Consider the following 16,969-nt stretch of genomic DNA (forward strand, 5'->3'; position numbering starts at 1 on the left):
CGATAAGTGCATTGAGCTATATGGGCAGGGTGTGCCGAGGTTGTACAGTTAACAGGAGTGACAGAAAAAAGGCAAGGCTTATGAAAACATTAAATGCATCAAAAATCAGGAACACTGTGGAGGCACTGACCTCCAAGGCAATCCTTGTCATTAGGACGTTGCTATGCATCCGTTTTGTAACGCCAAAAATGTCGGCATCTTTCCATATCTATTTTATCAAGATGCTGAATCTTTTTAACTGTGCTCATGCCCGAAAGAGATTGCTAACCCGAGTTGTTCACCACAGAAAGTTTGCCTTATTCACGCCTGGCAACGAACAAGGAAGTTTTAAATGAAAAAGACCCGTCTGTAGCAGAAGAGTCTTTCTCGGGGTGCTTACCTTACCGGCAAACATTTATTAATCGCATTATAAATATAAAGTTTTTGGAGCCCTTTTTTGCTACTATAAAAAGTTCATACCTGTGAAAAAAATCACGTTAAAAAATAAAAAAGTATGGCTGGGAGCTATACTTTCATTTGCTTTCGTTGCAATTATAGGCGTAGCTTTTGCTTTTACACCAGACGTAAAAAAAGCAATTCCGGTTAATACAAAAAAGATAGCAGGACTGTATTGGTATCACGTAGATGCAAGTACCAATGAAACGACTGCGGCCTACTCTTACAACGACACTAAAGCAAATGTTATTAATGCCCAAAGTTGTAAGGACAATGCCAATCAGCCTATTTGTTTGTTTGGATCTACAAACGCTTCATTGCCGGTAGGAACAAATGTCGGATCGCCGGCTTCGGATAACAGGATACTGCAAAAGAATTAAGATACAGTTTCCGGTATATTTTTACAGACAGCGGAGTTGGCCTATTGCCGATTCCGCTTTTTTTTGTACCAAAGTCTTAATTTTCTTTTAGAGAAAGAACAGTTAAATCAACATCTTTTTCCACCAGATCCAGGTCATAAACTTTTAAGGCATTACGCAGATTTGCTAAAACAATCCTGTCTAATACATCTGCTTTGAATTGAATATCGATATTGCCAGTGTATCCCGTTTGATCTATAAAAGGTTGTTTAATTCCATATTCTATCAATCCCGTCAGCCTTTTCGAGAATTTAGTAAACGGCTGATTGATTAAAGAACGCGTTGGGCCATAGTCTTTACCAATCCTGTCTGCGTGGAAAAACGAATCGATGGGCTTATGCCCACGTGTTTTTATTTTATCTGTATTGCTTGTCCTGACCAGGACATGGCATCTTACCGGTCTTTTTTCAATACCGGCGTTTAAGTGAAAAGCGCGGTTTAAATCCTCCTTCATTAATTCATAAAGATTATACGGTTTGTCATTGGGAACAGAAGATTGGTACCAATAAATATTATCTCTCAACCATACCTGTTCATCATAATCGTTTAGATTTTTAGGCTCAAAGTATTTAGTGGAATCTTTTGTCTGAATAACAGTTCTGCCTGGCCTAAAAAACCCATACTTCCCATTTGTTAACCCTTCCCACGCCCTTTGATACAAAAATATGATGGTTCCACCATCTGAAAGACTCTGACCTATTTCGGATGCCCCTAACTTAACGCCTAAATCTTTGCCCCTATAAATGTAGGAGGAATATAACATATCATTGCTCCAGCGTTTATCAAATAAGGATTCAACGTAATTATTCTTTACAGCTTCAGGGACTTTCATTGTTTTATTGGAAAGGACGGCCTCAATATTTGGCTGTGTAACAGGTACATCATCCAACAGCATCTTTCCATCTTTTCCTATCCAAACTATGTAAGGATTACCCCGGTGAGGGAAGACCTTTTGCAGTATGGTATCGCCGGTGATAAATGGTAATGAAGGCAGGTAAACTTTTGGATGGTTTTTGAAAAACCGCCCGATAGAATCTCTGTCTAAGGGATTAACGGGAATTATCTGAATTTCACTACTGAACATTTTCTGCAGAGAATCCAGTTTTGGAAATTCCTCAATGCATGGAATACAAAATACGCCCCAAAAATCAAGTATGACCAGCTTACCGCGCAAATCCGATAATTTGATTTCTGCATTGCTGCTGTTAAATATGTTTTTGAATGTAAGATCGGGCACTTCGTCACCTACTGTTAACGGTTTATTTTGTGCTTTCAGACGGGTGCTATTTAATAAAACGATCAGGGTTACCAAATGTAACAGGACAATTGACTTTCTCATGGTGTTGAACTTTGGCAGATGCTATTAATAACCGGTGTTTTGTACCAGTTTAACATTGTAGGTTAGCTGATCTAAAGGAAGGGGTAATAAGGCAGCATAAGGCTTCCAGTCAGGCTTTTCAGCCCCAAGGACTCCATCGATGGTTCCCCATCTTTTTAAATCAAACCAGCGGTTACCCCACTCGGTAAAAAGCTCTAAACGCCTTTCCTTTTGTATCTCCAATAGGCAATTCGCCTGTGACATGGAAGTAGGATAGGCGGACAGACCAGCCCTGGTATGAATCATATTCAGGTCATTGATCGCTCCCGGTAAATTGGTGTTTTGCTGAGCCCTTGCTTCTGCCCGGATCAAATATTGTTCAGCAAACCTGAAAACCACATTGTATTCTGTAATAGAAGTTGTGCTGCTGTTTTTAAATTTATTGGGGTAATAATAAGTTGTACCACCAATGGTGTTACTACCCAGCCAATTTGTTTTGCGCTTATCATTGGCATCAAACAAATTGAGTAAATAGGAATTTATTGCGAATGTCGGCTCGACATCAGATGATTCGGGGATAAAAGCGCTGGCTTCAGACGAATTTGCGGCATTGTTTGCCGGTGCGATCTCCCAAATGGTTTCCCCGCTGTTGATCAGGAAAACAGCATTTAGATCAGGTAGAATACTATAAGTATTTGAATTGATGATAACTGAAGACTGCGCCTCCGCATTAGCCCAATCTTTTTTAAATAAATATATCCGTGCCAGTAATGCAGTGGCCGTTAGTTTATTGGGCCTTAGCCTACCTATGCTTGGATATGAATTAGTAAGCAGCCCTTGTGCATCGGTCAGGTCGATAATCATCTGCTGATAAACCTGTGAAGTCGGCGCTCTTTCGGCAGTAGCATTTTGCGCATAATCAGGTGAGGTAATCAATGGAACATCGCCATACAGGTTAACTAAATAAAAATACATCAGCGCCCTGACCACTTTCATTTCCCCTTTTAACTGATCGTTAACCGATGAAGTAAGACCGTTGCTTTTGTCCAGTCCCTGCAGAATGGCATTAGTGCGGTATATGGTGTTATAGGCTGTAGACCAGAAATCACTGATATTCCCATCGTTTGACAGGATGTTATTACTGTAATACGGATCGTAAGTCGAGCTTGATGAGGTATTGTAGATCTCATCGGCAGTAAGCCCCGTGTAAATACCGATTCCCCCATTGGCAAAAGATGGGTTACCGGAGCGCATCTGGACATAAACGCCACTTACTGCAGAGAGCGCAGTATTGTCATTTGAAAAAATTGCATCTGTAGCAATTAGCTGTGCTGAGGGAGCAATGTCGACAAACTTTTTACAGGCTGATATATTCATGCCCAGCAATAAAATGAGCAGCAGCTTTTTATATAGGATTTTCATGTTGTAATGTTTAAAGGGTTAGTTGAATACCTGCGGTAATTGTTCTTAATGGAGGTAGTACAAAAAGGCTTTGGTTTTCAGGGTCGGCTCCGATGTAATTGGTCATCGTTAAAAGATTCTGTCCCTGGAAATAAACCCTGCAATTAACCAAATGAAGCTTTTTCAGTAAGGGTTGCGGAATGCTATAAGACAGCGCCACGTTTTTAAGGCGTATATAAGAGGCATCAGAATAAATAGCGTTTGAACTTCGCAGGTAAAGATTGGAAGCTGTTAATGCAGGGCCGCCTGCACTGGTAAACTTTTGTATGTCGGCGATATCTCCGGGATTTTGCCAGCGGGATAAGACGATTACAGGTTGATTATAATATTTATATCCCGGAACGGTTCCGGCAAGGTTCGACAGGTAATTAACGCCGTTTTGTTTTTTAAACTCGAAAAATATATCCAGCTGGAAATTTTGATAACTGACACTGTTCTGAAATCCACCATAAAATTTAGGGTCGGTGTTAACAAGAGTGTTCCTGTCTGCCTGATTATACTTTCCATCATTATTAACGTCCTGGAACTGATAAACGCCGGTTTGCGGATCAACTCCTAAATAGTGATAAACCAACCTGCTCGATACGGACTGGCCAATAATATAGGTACCGGCATAGGTTGAACTTTCCAATCCAGGAAATGCAAGTAGCTGATTTTTAGGCATGGTTAAATTAAATGAACTATTCCAGGTAAAGGCGTGTGAACTGATGTTTTTACTGCTTAACTGAAACTCCCAGCCTTTATTGACAATAGTGGCATTGAGATTCTCTAATATGGATGTAAAACCGGTTTGTGTCGGTAAAGTATAGTTAACAAGCTGGTTCTTTGAAAGCGATCTGAAATAAGCGGCAGACAATAATATCCGGTTATTTAAAAAACCTAAATCCAATGCAAGCTCAGCCTTTTTATTTTTCTCCCACTTAAAAGACGGATTATAGAGCGAAGTCGGGTTTAAACTGCTTACGTTTTGATAAGTGTCGGACACCGGTGTCCAGGTATCCAGGTATTGATAATCGCCGATCTGATCATTACCTGTGATGCCATAGCTTCCCCTGAGTTTCCCGAAACTGATGATGTTACTAAGCTTGTTTTTTATAAATTTTTCTTCCGAAAAAATCCAGGCGGCTCCTAACGCCGCAAAATTGCTGAACCTGCTTTGTGGACCAAATCTGCTCGAACCATCTCTTCTGCCACTTATATTTACGATATATTTATCCTGTAAATTAAAATTGATTCTCCCATAGACTCCTTCATACCGGTACTGGCTATAAGTATTGTTACTCTGTGTAGTACCTGCCGCTGCAATGGAATTTAACAGCAGATCATTATTGTAATTTGTGGCGGCTACGGTCAGGCCGTTGCTTGATTGATCTTGCCATGTTCCCCCGATCAGGACATCCAATTTTCCAATACCGAGCGTTTTTGTGTACTGGGCTTGTGGTTCAATTATCCAGCTTTGGAATGTCCGGTTTGCAAAATTACTATAAGGTAGTTGCAACGAATAGGGATTAATAGATGTGCTTGGAAAAGTAGCGACCTCATTACTGTTTACCAAGTTATACCCCATGCTTACTTTTAGGAGAAGATCAGGTATGATATGATATCCGATCATTAAATTGCTATTCAGGTTGTTAAACTTTCCTGTGTAATTCTGATACTGAAACGCAAGCGGATTGGGGTTCAGGATACCGAGGCTCGAATAAGCCTTGCCTCCTTCTGCCCAGTTTAACTTCCCGTCAGGCGTATACAATTGCAGCATTGGGTTCGAGTTGATATAGCTGCTCAGGTCAGTCGTTGTGAGATTGTTTTTATTGGTGGCATAACCTGCGGTGAATGCAATGTTCAATTTATTATCAGTTGAGTGATGATTTAGGCTCAAGTGAAGAGAGCCTCGCGTATCGCCTAAATCAGTTGGGAACACGGTTGTTTCGTGATGATAGCCCCCTCCGATAATAAATTGTGTATTAACATTCCCTCCAGATAAGGAAAGCTGTGCATCAGTCGTATGAGCAGTACCTCCGATCAATAGTTTTTTAAAGTCAGTATACCTGCTGGTATCCCAAAGCAGCAGGTCAGGCGCATTGGTTGTCGTTGGAGTAAGCCCGCTATTTTTGAATCCTTCCCTTCGCATTTGCAAATACTGCTGTGTATTCAGCACGTCCATTGTTCGTGACACTTTGCTCACACCGGAATAGGTGTTGAGGTTCACTTTAACAGATCCCGGCTTACCTTTTTTTGTGGTTATTAAAATTACTCCGTTAGCGCCCCTGCTGCCGTAGATAGCGGTTGCATCGGCATCCTTTAATACCTCGATACTTTCTATATCAGATGGATTAATTAATTGGAAAGGGCTCATACCAGTGCCGCTTGAAGAAGAACCAGCCGCAGATGAAATCTGGTTTAACGCAGAATTGCCGGTTACAAAGGGAACACCGTCAACAATGTAAAAAGGTTCTGAACCTTGTAAAAGGGAGCTTTGTCCGCGAATCTGAACCTTAAATCCAGCTCCGCTAACCCCGCTGCTTTGCGTGACAGATAATCCGGGTACGCGTCCTTCCAATGCGGCCAAGGGGTTGGATACAGGTTGTTTTTCAATGTCGGCAGCTTTGACAGAAGATACATCACCAGTACTTAGTCTTTTCGTTGTAGTTCCGTAAGCAATGATTTGTACTTCATCCAATTCCCCAGTATTGTTCTTTAAACGGATGATGAATTGTTGTTTCTGAAGTTCGGATAAGCGTATTTCTATTGGTTGATAGCCTATAAAGCTAATTACGAGTATGTCATTTGCAGAAACAGGTCCAATCGTAAAGGTTCCGTCTACGGCTGTATTTACGGCAATAGGGCTTCCCTTTAGTTTGACTGTTGCACCGGGAAGCGAAATGCCTTGCTCATCAGTGATTTTTCCGTTGATGGTTTGACCAGGTGGTTTGTTTGTGGTTTGCCCTGCTGCCCTGAAAAAAAGGCAAAGCGCGGCCAGCACTATAAAAAGTATAGTTTTTTTCATGAAATTTCTTTAGTTGAGTTGATTAAAAAAGATTAGTCAGATAAGACTATGAAAAGGAAAACGGCAACCCGAAATTGACTATTAACTATTAAGCTGATCTTAGATTGCCGTTTGTCCTGACAATTCATTCTGGGCAGCAGATAATGTTTTTTATCGGGTTTTGTAAAGAATAAGATATGGCTTTACCGATAGCAAGGGCGACATGTGCGCGATTACAGCTTTCATGAAAGTGCTTATTTCTGTGCGGTTTCATCCTTCATTTAAATTAAATTTTAGATGAGCCTTAATGATGCAGAAAATAATAAAAGTGGGTTCTACATACCGCAACTCCATTCAGTTCTCAAGCCTTATGTTGACACGGATTTACAGCAGAACCCACTCTTATTTTTAGATATGCGAATGTAGCATATCAAGATAAGATATGGGTAACTTCTGCTGCCTTGCGCCAACGGCTTGAGATAGGAGTTGCAAGACTCTTTAGTTACTTCTAATAGAAGCGGATAATACTTTATTTCATATAAATATGAATTTCTTCATAAACAAATATAAACACGTAAATTAAGAATGTCAAATTTTATTTTCCGAATCGACAAATAATACTATTCACGCTAATGATTGCACTTGTTTCTTTTTTGAAAAGATTTGTGAATGCAGAAGAAAGCTAATACAGTTGGTGAGTTTGTGAAGGAAATTGCCGAAAGCCAAAATCTAAAACCGTCAGATTTGGGTGCGAGGATTAATACTTCTAAACAAAATATATCTGATATTTATAAGCGTAATACCATCGATTCAGAACTATTGTTAACTCTTAGTAAGGCATTGAACTATAATCTTTTTTCCTATTATGATGACAAAGAGCCGATAGTTGGATTTCGAAATGCAGAAACACACGAATGGCAAGTTAAAATTGACAACTTAACTTATGCCCTTTCTTTAAAGAAGGACCTACTAAATGAGAAAGAAAAACTGATAAAAGCTCAAGAAAAATTGATAACTGAGTTGGAAAAAAAAGCTAAATCAAGGAGTAATATTTAATTTTCTCGTCGAATCAAAACTTCTTTAAGCCAATAATGCATTACCTTGTATTGGTCCTCGCTTGCCTTTTTCTATGACGATTTCTCCCATGTATAGCCTCATCATCCACATCATCTTTGATGTCGACGTGGATAGGGCCGATAAAGTCGTAAAAAGATTGATCTATGATGGGGGAATATGGATGAATGCGGAGGGCTAATTCCATATCGGGCTGATCTTCGGCAAGGCTGATGCCTGAATGTTTGGCTTCCTCTTCCTGAGCCCATGTCCCTATCTGTATCCGTTCAGCCAGGCTGCCGTTTTTCTGTGCATTGGCATAGGCCATTGTATCTTTAAGTTGTCTGTCAAACTCAAATAATTCGTCAAACAGGGTTTCTCCACATTGTTTAAAAGCCACCCGATCAAACTGTCCCATCTTTTTAGAATGGTCTTCATTCTTTCCCCTTGATGTATTCATCGGGCTAAGCTTGATTTTGTTTGTCGCATCTTTCCTGCTGACAATGACCTGTACATGCATCTGCTCGCCCTCCTTGCGATCTCCCCGTTTTTTAATACCCTGCTTGACGTCTGGGTCGTTGTGAGTATAGTAACGGTAGTTTTCCAGCTTCCCAAACCATATCAGATCTTCATGGCTGTTAATGCTCTCCCGTTTAAAATTCTGTGCGTAGGCATCCATAACCCTGACAGCAAACCCTTTCATTTGGTCTTTGGCACCACCCTCGCCGTATTGCTCCTTTAAAAAGGCAATCTCTTTTTGGCTGGGGCTAATATTAAGCAGGAAGAATTTTGCGTCATCCTTGCCCAGCTTGGCGATATTGTTGTCTATTGCCCGCATAGCCACGTATGGATCTATTCTGACTTGCTGCCCATTGAACCAATACTCGGGTTCATCATTATTATATATCCGGTTCTCTTTTTCCAGGTAATGAACCAATCCGCTGCTGCTGCCCTTGTTAGCCGCTTCTTTACTGTCGGTAATATTGATAAACATAATGTCGATTCGTTATAATAATCTGATCTGCTCTTTCGTAATAGCGATCAGTTCATCTTTTTCCCTGCCTGATGTCATCATACCGAAAGCCTCCCTGGATCTGATATAACCATCCAGGATAAACAGGAACTGCTCTTTCAGGGTTTCCTTACTTTGCATAGCCTTCAAGATCGCATCCATTACGCGGGCTACTTCCCCGAACGCTTTGGCGTGGCTTTGCAGGTTGTTTAACACATCCACATTATGCTTCAGCACTTCAGAATTAAAGCGGTCGATGATCTTTCCCTGTGATCGGGAAACCCTGTCCATTTCTGTTTTGATGGGAATAAGCAGCATAGTTTCCTGTGCCCTAATAAAACCGATGTACTGCTGATGGTTCTTCATCAGCGCATTTTTTAAGAGTTCATCATTCAGGTCTATAGGATCTTTCTTGCTTTTATAGAAGTAATCCACCATCTGAATAAAAAGCAAACGCTTTGTGCGGCCCAGTTTAAGGGCGATCTTTTCAAACTTCTGGTCAACGGAAACCGGGTATCTTACTGATCTTACATTAATATCTTCCATCGTTTAATTTTTAACGAGGCATTAGACTGTATAACAGGATATGCCTTTAAATACCTATACAGGATACCGCCGGGTATCCTGTTTTCTTCTTTTTTGCCGGCAAAAACGCGGTAAAGTATCCCCGGAGGATACGCAAAACCCCATTTGCAGCGCAAATGGCAAGCAAAGTAGGGCTCTGCCCAACTTCCGCTTGCTCCTTTTCTTCCATGAAGAAAAGGACGTTTTGACTGTCGCATACGGCAAATCGCTACTACAGGAGGGTTGATAGAGTTAATGCTGCTAAACTTCAATAACGGACTTGAACAATTACTCTGCATAAAATTATTTGATTTGCGCATACAGGTTATTGCATTAGGGACATCTCCGTTTTTAAAGTCTCTTGGAAATAGTCTTTCGCTATTGGGAGCGAAGTATTCGTTGTGTGGGTTCATTTCGTATCTGGGTATCAACACATCTAACGATCTTTAGATCAACTGATCTTACGATCTTGCTATCCTTAAATCAAGTGATCAGCAGACCTATTATCATACTTATCCTCTGGCCAATCAACCAGGCTGCCTTTTACTGGGTGATAAGATGGGTAATAACGGATGTACCCAAACGTTTCCAGTTCCTTTATACATTTATGATAGGTAGCGGTAGATGCGATCCGGCTATAGGACATTAGCAACTGTCGGCTAACCGGAAACGGATTACAATACTCATTCCGTTGCCAGCAGACAAACAAAGCTGCATACATGCTTACGTGGGTAGCAAGCAGGTGCGGATTCGCACCCATTTGCCTTACCCGCTCAGCATAAGCCGCCATTTCTTTTGTTTTAACGATGGGTTTCAATGTTTTCCCCCTTCCAGTACTTTATGAATATCTTCCAGTTTGTAATACATCATGCCGCCAATCTTGGTATAGCTAAGCGTACCGTTGATACGCAGGTTTTGTAAAGTACCGGGGGAGATGTTCAATAGCTTTCTCACATCTTTGCTTTTTAACCATTGCTTGCTTTGTCCTTTCCCCGGCTGAAGAATAATTTCTATTTTTTCAATGAGCCTTTTCTCGAATGCTTCCAGATCCCCTTTTGTAATTAATTCATTTGATGTCATTGTATTAAATTAATAGTAATCATATGTCTCGCCACTCGCTACTTTATGGGAATGGCTACCCCTAATCCGCAATTAATTGAATTGCAGTCGCTTTCGCATAAATCAAATATAAAATATTGTTTTGATAAAATAAAATATGTCAAAACAAATGATTAATTTTAACCTGTTCAATCAGAAAGCACCTTCATTTGGTTTGCTTATTTTTGATTAAGCTTGATAAATAATCATCGGTTAGTTAGAAGCAGTGAACACCGAAAACAGCCAAATAGCATCAAAAAATATTTGTTAAAAAAGTGAATAAAATCAGTTACAAAACCTACTTAAATGACCGTCTGAAGCAGGTTGACTTTCACGGACAGCTTACATATCCTTTATATGTGCAGGTAACTTTTGAGCGGAAGACCATATTTTTTAAAAGTTATTATTTCGAACTGTTCTCCAAATCCAGGTATGGACTGGAGTTGCCTGATGGGAGTGTTAAAGGGCCTGATATGGAACAGATCATCGAAAAGGAGAACGAAGTCATTCGTTTTGTAATTGGTAAAATGAAGGACGGATTTTCATTGGAGGCATTTAAAAAAAACTACGCTTATCTCAGCAAGGATCTTTGTGATGTGACTGAATTCGATTTTATCACTTTCCTGTACCTATTCTTTGATAACAAGGAAATGCCACACATGGCGGAATTAATAAAATGGGGTGCTCTTCAATTGGTAACTTATGATCTGATCATGGATTTTAAAAAAGTGCTTAAAAAGGCTTTGTATAATGAGCTTATCGAGCAAGCATTTGAAAAGGCACCACCTTATCTGCAATTATATAGCTTTATGATGGATACCAAAAAATGGCCTATGCTTTGCCTTACGGCTATGGAATGGGATAATATGGAAACGATCAAGTCTTTTAAGAAATATGTAGAATTGCATTATCCGAAGTTGAAGTCTACAACATTGATTGGACAGGTAAGTGCCTGGCCGAATTATCGAAGAAAGGTTTTGTAGATTTTCAAAGAAAAAATCACGAACCAAATGATGTTGTTCGAACTTGATATATAACGGGTACCGATGCAGGATAATAAATAGTTATCCATCATTGAGTTATCGGGAAAAGCTATTTATTTATCGGAGCCAACACCACCAATGCTCACCAACTTATTATCTTGGGCCTCTGTCGGATAATCCGTCAGCAAGTCAATAAGAAAACACGGGCTGACACCTGCATCAACAAAAAAGAGCAGCCGCAGGTGCCGGAAGTGGGTATTGCAAAAGGTTTTGCCGATCGTGTCCATACGTTGTTTTTTTATTCAAATAAGCCGATCGCCGCAAGACGCTCGTTGATCAGCTGGTAATACTGCCAAGCCTGGCCATGTTTCTGATCCTGCCCGGCAATTTCCAGGTAGAAGTTAAGTGCCTGCCTGCACAGCTCTGTTTTAATAGCAATATTGTAGGTCATCAGCTTGATTGCAGCTTTTTTGTTGAGCCTTTTAACTGAGGAAATGCCCTTGAACAGGCCTTTTTCAGTATGCTGCAGCAAGTCAAATAGGACATCTTCCTTAGAGATATGGGCAATTTCATTCAGGTAGCCGTTCATCTCTTTGAAAGATGGGGGCCCGTTTTGCGCATGAGGCGTTTTGCCGTGCTTATACCGCCCATTGTTGATCTCGTTCAGGCTGACAATGATCTCATAATCCTGCTTGAGGGTTGCTGCCGCCTTGATATAGCTCCCTTCCATGATAAGGGCGGTGGAAACATCAGCACTCTGCCGGTATACAGCAAAAAGCTGCATTTTCAGAACGGGCTGCTTTCCTTTGAACTTGTGGCCTTCGGCCATCGCAGCAGCCAGGTAATCGATCGTGGCATCGCAAAGCTTCATGGGCTGCAGAAGGTCATCGCCTAAATACCTTTGGCTTGCTGCGGCGCATTGCTGACCCAGCTGCCCGCTGAGCGCCTCCCGCGTATCAAAACGGGAAAGGAATTCATTAATGCTATGGGGATTTTCTGGTGCTGACATGTGATAAAGATAATCTTAATCCAAACTGTTTATCCCTGCAGAATGAATTTCGGTGACCGGTTTTTGTCATAACAATAGTATTCCAGCTTGTACGCCAGCGAATCTTGCAGGTGCTTTAGAAAAGCAAGTTCTAAAGCATTCAACCAGGATGGCGAAACCACCACCAGTATCTTGACCTTCAGGGTGCCCGCATGTGCTGCATAATCCAGCAGCTGGGCGATCGCATCACGGATATTGCGGCGGCCCGATGCCGAAGTTTTAATTTCGTAGATACTAATGGATTTTTTGCGATCCAACGTAACAACGTCGGCGATATTACCGTGAAAACGCATGATCTCGATGGACAGGTTATCCCTGCTCACGCTGTAGCCGGGCAACAGGTGCTGCTCCAGGCATTCAACGATCTCTGTATGTAATTTCTCAACCGTGATCGAAGCATCGCGGTTCTTTTTGTTATAAACCGAGGTTTGAGTGGCCTTCCCCGCAATAAATTCCGTCGAATCACCGGGCAGCTCTTCTTCAAAAACATCCGCAAAATCGCCCTCGAACTCATAGGGCTGGAAACGCTTGAAAGTTTTCAGGTCAAATTCAGGCTGGTAGACCGGTTCATCGGGAAAATCAACATCCTGAAGTTTAAAGCGGGCGACCGCGGTAAAAGGATGGTCGTCCATGCCCTTGCGGTCCCCATTGATCTGCAAGATCTCCTCGATCATATCCGCCCGGAAACGATCGATCACCGGTTTGATGATCTCCTGCGCAGCCGGATCATGTTTGATAATTTCCAGGTTGCGTATCGTACCAACATGATAAACCAGGTTAGCTGTTTTCTCTTTCCTGACCGTATAGAAATGAACTTCCGCAAAGGCATCCGTTCCGGCCTTCGCATGCTGGATACCACGGATATAACCATACTGGTAACCCCCAACATTGTACCGGTTATTCAGCAGCCATTCCTCATGCCCGAATCCATACTGATTCTCAAAGGGAATGTTCTTCTTGCCCTGATTACTTTTCTTCCAGCGGTGCGGGCTGGGCAGTTCCCAATTATTTTCATTGGAGGTCAGTCGGGTGAAGATGCGGATCACCGGTAAGGGCTTTTTTTGCAGAACCACGTATTCATAAATGGGCAAAAGGCGGTCAAATGCCGCCAGGATCTTTTGCAGGTCCTGGTCGTTTAAAGCCGTTAAAGACTTGTTGATGATACCACCCAAACAAATAAAATTACCGTGCAGGAACCAGTCGCCGTTCAGCGGCTGCGCCGCCTGGTTAACGGAGCGATTGCCATGGCGATAATACCATTGCTTGAACCCTTTAAACCATGCCGGATGAACGGCTAGACATTGGTTAAACCTTTGCTGAAATGGTTTCAGATCGTGTACGGGGTTGGTCAGGCTCCGGCTGGGTTCCAGCGAGAAACAAAGACCGTAACGCGTCACTATCCGGTTATTCACCCACTCCTCACCAACATTGAACTGCATCTCATCCCTGCCGCCATGGTGAAAGAAATATTTATCATCCTTATCGAAGATAGTGGTCCTCGTGAACAGGTCCGCAGGCAACTGCTTTTTATGCAGGTACTGCTTTCGGAGTTCGGGCAGGCGGGCAATTGCATGGTTGCCGCTGCGGGCTTTGCGGTTTAATGTGTCGGCTAACTGTGCAAGGGTCATGGAAGGCATCGGTTTTAGTAGGCTAATATACCAATAAGGATATTAAACCGGCGGGCGACGAATGCTCCTGGCTAACCGAAATTAATTCGAAATTGCTGGCAGAATGCCACGAAACCATCAGGAAATATTAGTTTTGCGGCAATGGCAACCATCGTTGCTCTAGTAACCATAGTTTACTATGCGTTATGTATTTTCCTGACATTGAGGAAAATGCGCCGCAAGGCTAAGAGAAGGAAGAAAAGGTAGGCGCAAGCCCCCTCTGTAGTAATGAACAGTTAATCGCCAGATACACCAAACTGCCGTATATGGAAAGTTTTTGAGGGGCATTGCGCAAGATGGATGCCCTATTTTTTTGCCTGGATATTTTGTGCAAAATATGTGGATAGAATTATCGACTGTTAAATAACGGACAGTAAAAAGAACTTTCTAATCCGTAACTTGCGGTATGAACCCGAGGAATTACGAAACCATACCACTGCCGCCTTTCGCTTTTGCCGATGTGGTCAACCGCAAAGCCAAACAGTTTTCCGATCATCGCCTTCGCGGCCCCTTATTTACCGTCCATGATCTTGGCGATAAGGTGCAAAGCGAACTTTGGGGGCTTAACAGTGATGGCGACCGCATCCAGTTCCTGGGTTACCTGGTCAATCATGTGGTGGAAAAGATCGAAGAACATGAAAAGACCTGTCACGAGGCACATTGCCGGGTCCGGCTCGATGGTGAAGTATTCCTTTATTTTCTGTACGGGAAACTGGAAGAAAACGGATTGAAGATAGCCGGCGACCTGTTCACCAGCACAGAGATCGTTGAAAACGATCAAACGATCAGGGAAATCGGTTTCAAACTGGACGAACTTAAAAATGGCGATCATATCATCTATGACGATATTCAGATGCTCCATGAAATCATGATCGCATTAAAAACAGATATAGCCGAATTGAAGAACTTATATGTACTCGGAAAAAAGAAGTGGTATCAGCAGGTCTATGGTATCGTTTTCGAGAATCTGGCAAATAAAGGCATGGATGAATTGATGAAAGAGCTGGCGCCTTTACTCAGCCGGTTAGGACACGAAATAGTCATCAAATATTTGCAGGGTTAGTGAAGATAACTAACATAAACTAAAAAGGTGGCTCATCATCGATTGAATAATCGCGCGCATCGCCTAAAACATCGTCGGCAATATTCCTTTTTTTCCTGATCTGCTGTTTCCTGGATAACCTGTCGCCTTTGCGTTCATCAACCGCATACATGACAGAATGGCCCTGTGCAATGGCATCTTCGACAAATGCGGCAATCTTTTTAGAAGCCTCATCGCAGGTTCCGATCAGGCCAGCCTGGACCAGGTCTACAAAGGTTTCTTTGCTGAGGTAACGTTTTCCAAGCGTATGATAGCCAAACTGCCTGCCGCCAGCTCGTCCAAGCGTCGAATCGTCAGTAAGCAATAACTCCCATTGGTCGAGCGGAATATACATACCCGGTGCAACAGAGTCATCGTCCCACTTCATCTCGAATTTTTTGCAAAGCTTGAAGAAAAGCGCACAATCGGAAAAACGGTAAGCAGTTAACCCAGATCCTTTTGTTTGGGCCGCTATATTTGTTTTCAACGACTTCAATCTTTTCAATTCCTCGTCGTGCGAGCCCTGGTTCGGGTTAAAATACAGGCCGGTATGTTCTTCGCTCCGCTGGTCCATCATTTTATACTGTACCATGACAAAGGATTCATATTTGCGGTGGAAATAGATCAGGTCTATACCCATGGCTTTTTCCAGCGGTTTACGGTTTGCGTTGATTACTGTCAGTTTCTCGCCATCCTCGCTTTCGAATTCAACCAGTCCGGTAATATGGTCGCCTGAAACCGTATCAAATCCCGGAAATGAACGCAGATCATAATTGATCACATCATCTTCGTAAACGGCAAATTCCTTTAAGCCGCTTAAAAAAGAGTTTCCCAGGCCTTCTCCGTTCAGTGACCAGCTTCTGAAAACAGCCGAACGGTCGACACCGAATATATCCAGCGTCAAGCCAAGTGCGTCTTTCTCCACGGCTGCATCCTGTTCGCGGCTAGCAATCCGACGCGGAACCGGACGGTGCATCGTCTCATATAGGTCATCTATTGCCTTCGATAATTCCGGCATTAACAATTTAAGGGCTCTGTAAAGGTGCTCACCCAGCTTAGGCGAAAATTGCCGGTAGTTATCATTAAAGTATGCGGCGGCCCTTGTTTTTTGGTTTTCAGGCAGGAACTGAATAAGTTCAGCCGGGATTACCTTTTCGAGCGCAAGGCATTTCAATCCTTTTACCCTTGCCTGGGCGGTGGCAACCCTGCCTTGCTTTTTCAGAATACACAAATAAGTTACCGGTTCATCATACCGCCCAACATTCAGGCAAAGCAAGGCCAGCCCTTTACTGGCTATCTTCTGAGGCGCGGATTGAACAACGTTCGTGAAAGTTCCGTATACCTCAATATTTTCCCGGATAGATTCAGCCAGCCGGTCATCGGCAATATGCAATACAGCTGAGATTTCGCCCTTAACTTTCATATAAGCTTTAATGATAGGATATAAAGATAAAGAATTGCAAGCGATCATAATTTGCCGATGGATTCATGGAGGTCTCCGACCTTTTTCCCTGCTGAAAAAAATATCTTCAGCGGACAAAGTTTGCCTGGTAATAGCTAATCAAGGGTTATTGAAAAGAAGTTCAAAGTAGTATCGTGTATACACCAAAAGTGCACGAAAATTTTAGATCAGAAAAAATCATCGGGTATTTTGAGCTCACACTATATCGGCGGTCAGCTTAACAGCAGCTGAATGCTGTAGATAGCTTCCTATCGATTTAATACTATCTTTGTTTGAGACTGCGATATGCATTTTTTCAGCATTCGTTAAACCTTATTTCCCTCGTGATCACAATTAATCTAATCCCCGCCAGTTATGGCGATACTTTACTCGTCTCTGTTTA

Annotated in this window: 16 protein-coding genes; 4 read left to right on the forward strand and 12 right to left on the reverse strand. The window is 42.2% G+C overall.

Features of this window, described 5'->3' with window-relative positions; translation table 11 throughout:
• Positions 1-461: 461 nt before the first annotated feature.
• Entirely contained in the window at positions 462-815 is a 354-nt protein-coding gene (locus BLR84_RS01425) for a hypothetical protein (RefSeq protein WP_090463299.1), read from the forward strand.
• A 76-nt stretch (positions 816-891) separates the two neighbouring features.
• Here BLR84_RS01425 and BLR84_RS01430 read toward each other — a convergent pair whose 3' ends face one another.
• The 3 genes from BLR84_RS01430 to BLR84_RS01440 are packed head-to-tail and all read right to left on the reverse strand — an operon-like array spanning position 892 to position 6,640.
• Positions 892-2,193 carry a TlpA family protein disulfide reductase gene (locus BLR84_RS01430; protein WP_090463301.1) on the reverse strand — a complete coding sequence of 434 codons (1,302 nt, stop codon included), beginning with the start codon at positions 2,191-2,193 and terminating at the stop codon, positions 892-894.
• A gap of 24 nt (positions 2,194-2,217) precedes the next feature.
• A complete protein-coding gene (locus tag BLR84_RS01435) occupies positions 2,218-3,594 on the reverse strand; it encodes a RagB/SusD family nutrient uptake outer membrane protein (protein ID WP_090463304.1) in 1,377 nt (458 codons plus the stop codon).
• Positions 3,595-3,604: 10 nt separating this feature from the next.
• Entirely contained in the window at positions 3,605-6,640 is a 3,036-nt protein-coding gene (locus tag BLR84_RS01440) for a SusC/RagA family TonB-linked outer membrane protein (RefSeq protein WP_090463307.1), read from the reverse strand.
• A 648-nt stretch (positions 6,641-7,288) separates the two neighbouring features.
• Here BLR84_RS01440 and BLR84_RS01445 point away from each other — a divergent pair.
• Positions 7,289-7,675: a helix-turn-helix transcriptional regulator gene (locus tag BLR84_RS01445; RefSeq protein ID WP_090463310.1), complete on the forward strand. Its 387-nt coding sequence runs from the start codon at positions 7,289-7,291 to the stop codon at positions 7,673-7,675.
• A gap of 40 nt (positions 7,676-7,715) precedes the next feature.
• Here the strand turns inward: BLR84_RS01445 and BLR84_RS01450 are convergent, their stop codons facing one another.
• The 5 genes from BLR84_RS01450 to BLR84_RS01465 all read right to left on the reverse strand — a co-directional run bounded on the left by BLR84_RS01450 (position 7,716) and on the right by BLR84_RS01465 (position 10,328).
• Complete coding sequence (locus BLR84_RS01450) at positions 7,716-8,666, reverse strand: DUF5712 family protein (protein ID WP_090463313.1); 951 nt, start codon at positions 8,664-8,666, stop codon at positions 7,716-7,718.
• A gap of 12 nt (positions 8,667-8,678) precedes the next feature.
• On the reverse strand, positions 8,679-9,230 hold the full coding sequence (locus BLR84_RS01455; RefSeq protein WP_090463317.1) for a BfmA/BtgA family mobilization protein: 552 nt from the start codon (positions 9,228-9,230) through the stop codon (positions 8,679-8,681).
• A gap of 46 nt (positions 9,231-9,276) precedes the next feature.
• Positions 9,277-9,438 carry a hypothetical protein gene (locus BLR84_RS29870; protein ID WP_162842736.1) on the reverse strand — a complete coding sequence of 54 codons (162 nt, stop codon included), beginning with the start codon at positions 9,436-9,438 and terminating at the stop codon, positions 9,277-9,279.
• A gap of 288 nt (positions 9,439-9,726) precedes the next feature.
• Positions 9,727-10,065 (reverse strand): hypothetical protein, encoded by a 339-nt coding sequence (locus BLR84_RS01460; RefSeq protein WP_255366830.1) that lies wholly within the window; start codon positions 10,063-10,065, stop codon positions 9,727-9,729.
• A complete protein-coding gene (locus BLR84_RS01465) occupies positions 10,062-10,328 on the reverse strand; it encodes a helix-turn-helix domain-containing protein (RefSeq protein WP_090463320.1) in 267 nt (88 codons plus the stop codon). The genes BLR84_RS01460 and BLR84_RS01465 overlap by 4 nt, the downstream gene beginning before the upstream one ends.
• A 293-nt stretch (positions 10,329-10,621) precedes the next feature.
• Here BLR84_RS01465 and BLR84_RS01470 point away from each other — a divergent pair, with 293 nt between their 5' ends.
• Positions 10,622-11,329, forward strand: a complete 708-nt coding sequence (locus BLR84_RS01470; protein ID WP_090463323.1) for a hypothetical protein — start codon at positions 10,622-10,624, stop codon at positions 11,327-11,329.
• Between the two features lie 113 nt (positions 11,330-11,442).
• Here BLR84_RS01470 and BLR84_RS29875 read toward each other — a convergent pair whose 3' ends face one another.
• From BLR84_RS29875 to BLR84_RS01480, 3 genes are read right to left on the reverse strand one after another with little or no spacing between them, the layout of a single operon-like run.
• Positions 11,443-11,616: a hypothetical protein gene (locus tag BLR84_RS29875; RefSeq protein ID WP_176851911.1), complete on the reverse strand. Its 174-nt coding sequence runs from the start codon at positions 11,614-11,616 to the stop codon at positions 11,443-11,445.
• A gap of 11 nt (positions 11,617-11,627) precedes the next feature.
• Positions 11,628-12,338: a hypothetical protein gene (locus BLR84_RS01475; protein ID WP_090463326.1), complete on the reverse strand. Its 711-nt coding sequence runs from the start codon at positions 12,336-12,338 to the stop codon at positions 11,628-11,630.
• Positions 12,339-12,367: 29 nt separating this feature from the next.
• Positions 12,368-14,014, reverse strand: a complete 1,647-nt coding sequence (locus BLR84_RS01480) for a hypothetical protein (RefSeq protein ID WP_090463329.1) — start codon at positions 14,012-14,014, stop codon at positions 12,368-12,370.
• A 436-nt stretch (positions 14,015-14,450) separates the two neighbouring features.
• Here BLR84_RS01480 and BLR84_RS01485 point away from each other — a divergent pair, with 436 nt between their 5' ends.
• On the forward strand, positions 14,451-15,107 hold the full coding sequence (locus tag BLR84_RS01485; RefSeq protein WP_090463332.1) for a hypothetical protein: 657 nt from the start codon (positions 14,451-14,453) through the stop codon (positions 15,105-15,107).
• Between the two features lie 19 nt (positions 15,108-15,126).
• Here BLR84_RS01485 and BLR84_RS01490 read toward each other — a convergent pair whose 3' ends face one another.
• A complete protein-coding gene (locus BLR84_RS01490; RefSeq protein ID WP_090463335.1) occupies positions 15,127-16,548 on the reverse strand; it encodes a hypothetical protein in 1,422 nt (473 codons plus the stop codon).
• Positions 16,549-16,969 lie beyond the last annotated feature (421 nt).

It is taken from the genome of Mucilaginibacter sp. OK268 (assembly GCF_900103125.1).
Classification (GTDB): Bacteria; Bacteroidota; Bacteroidia; order Sphingobacteriales; family Sphingobacteriaceae; genus Mucilaginibacter.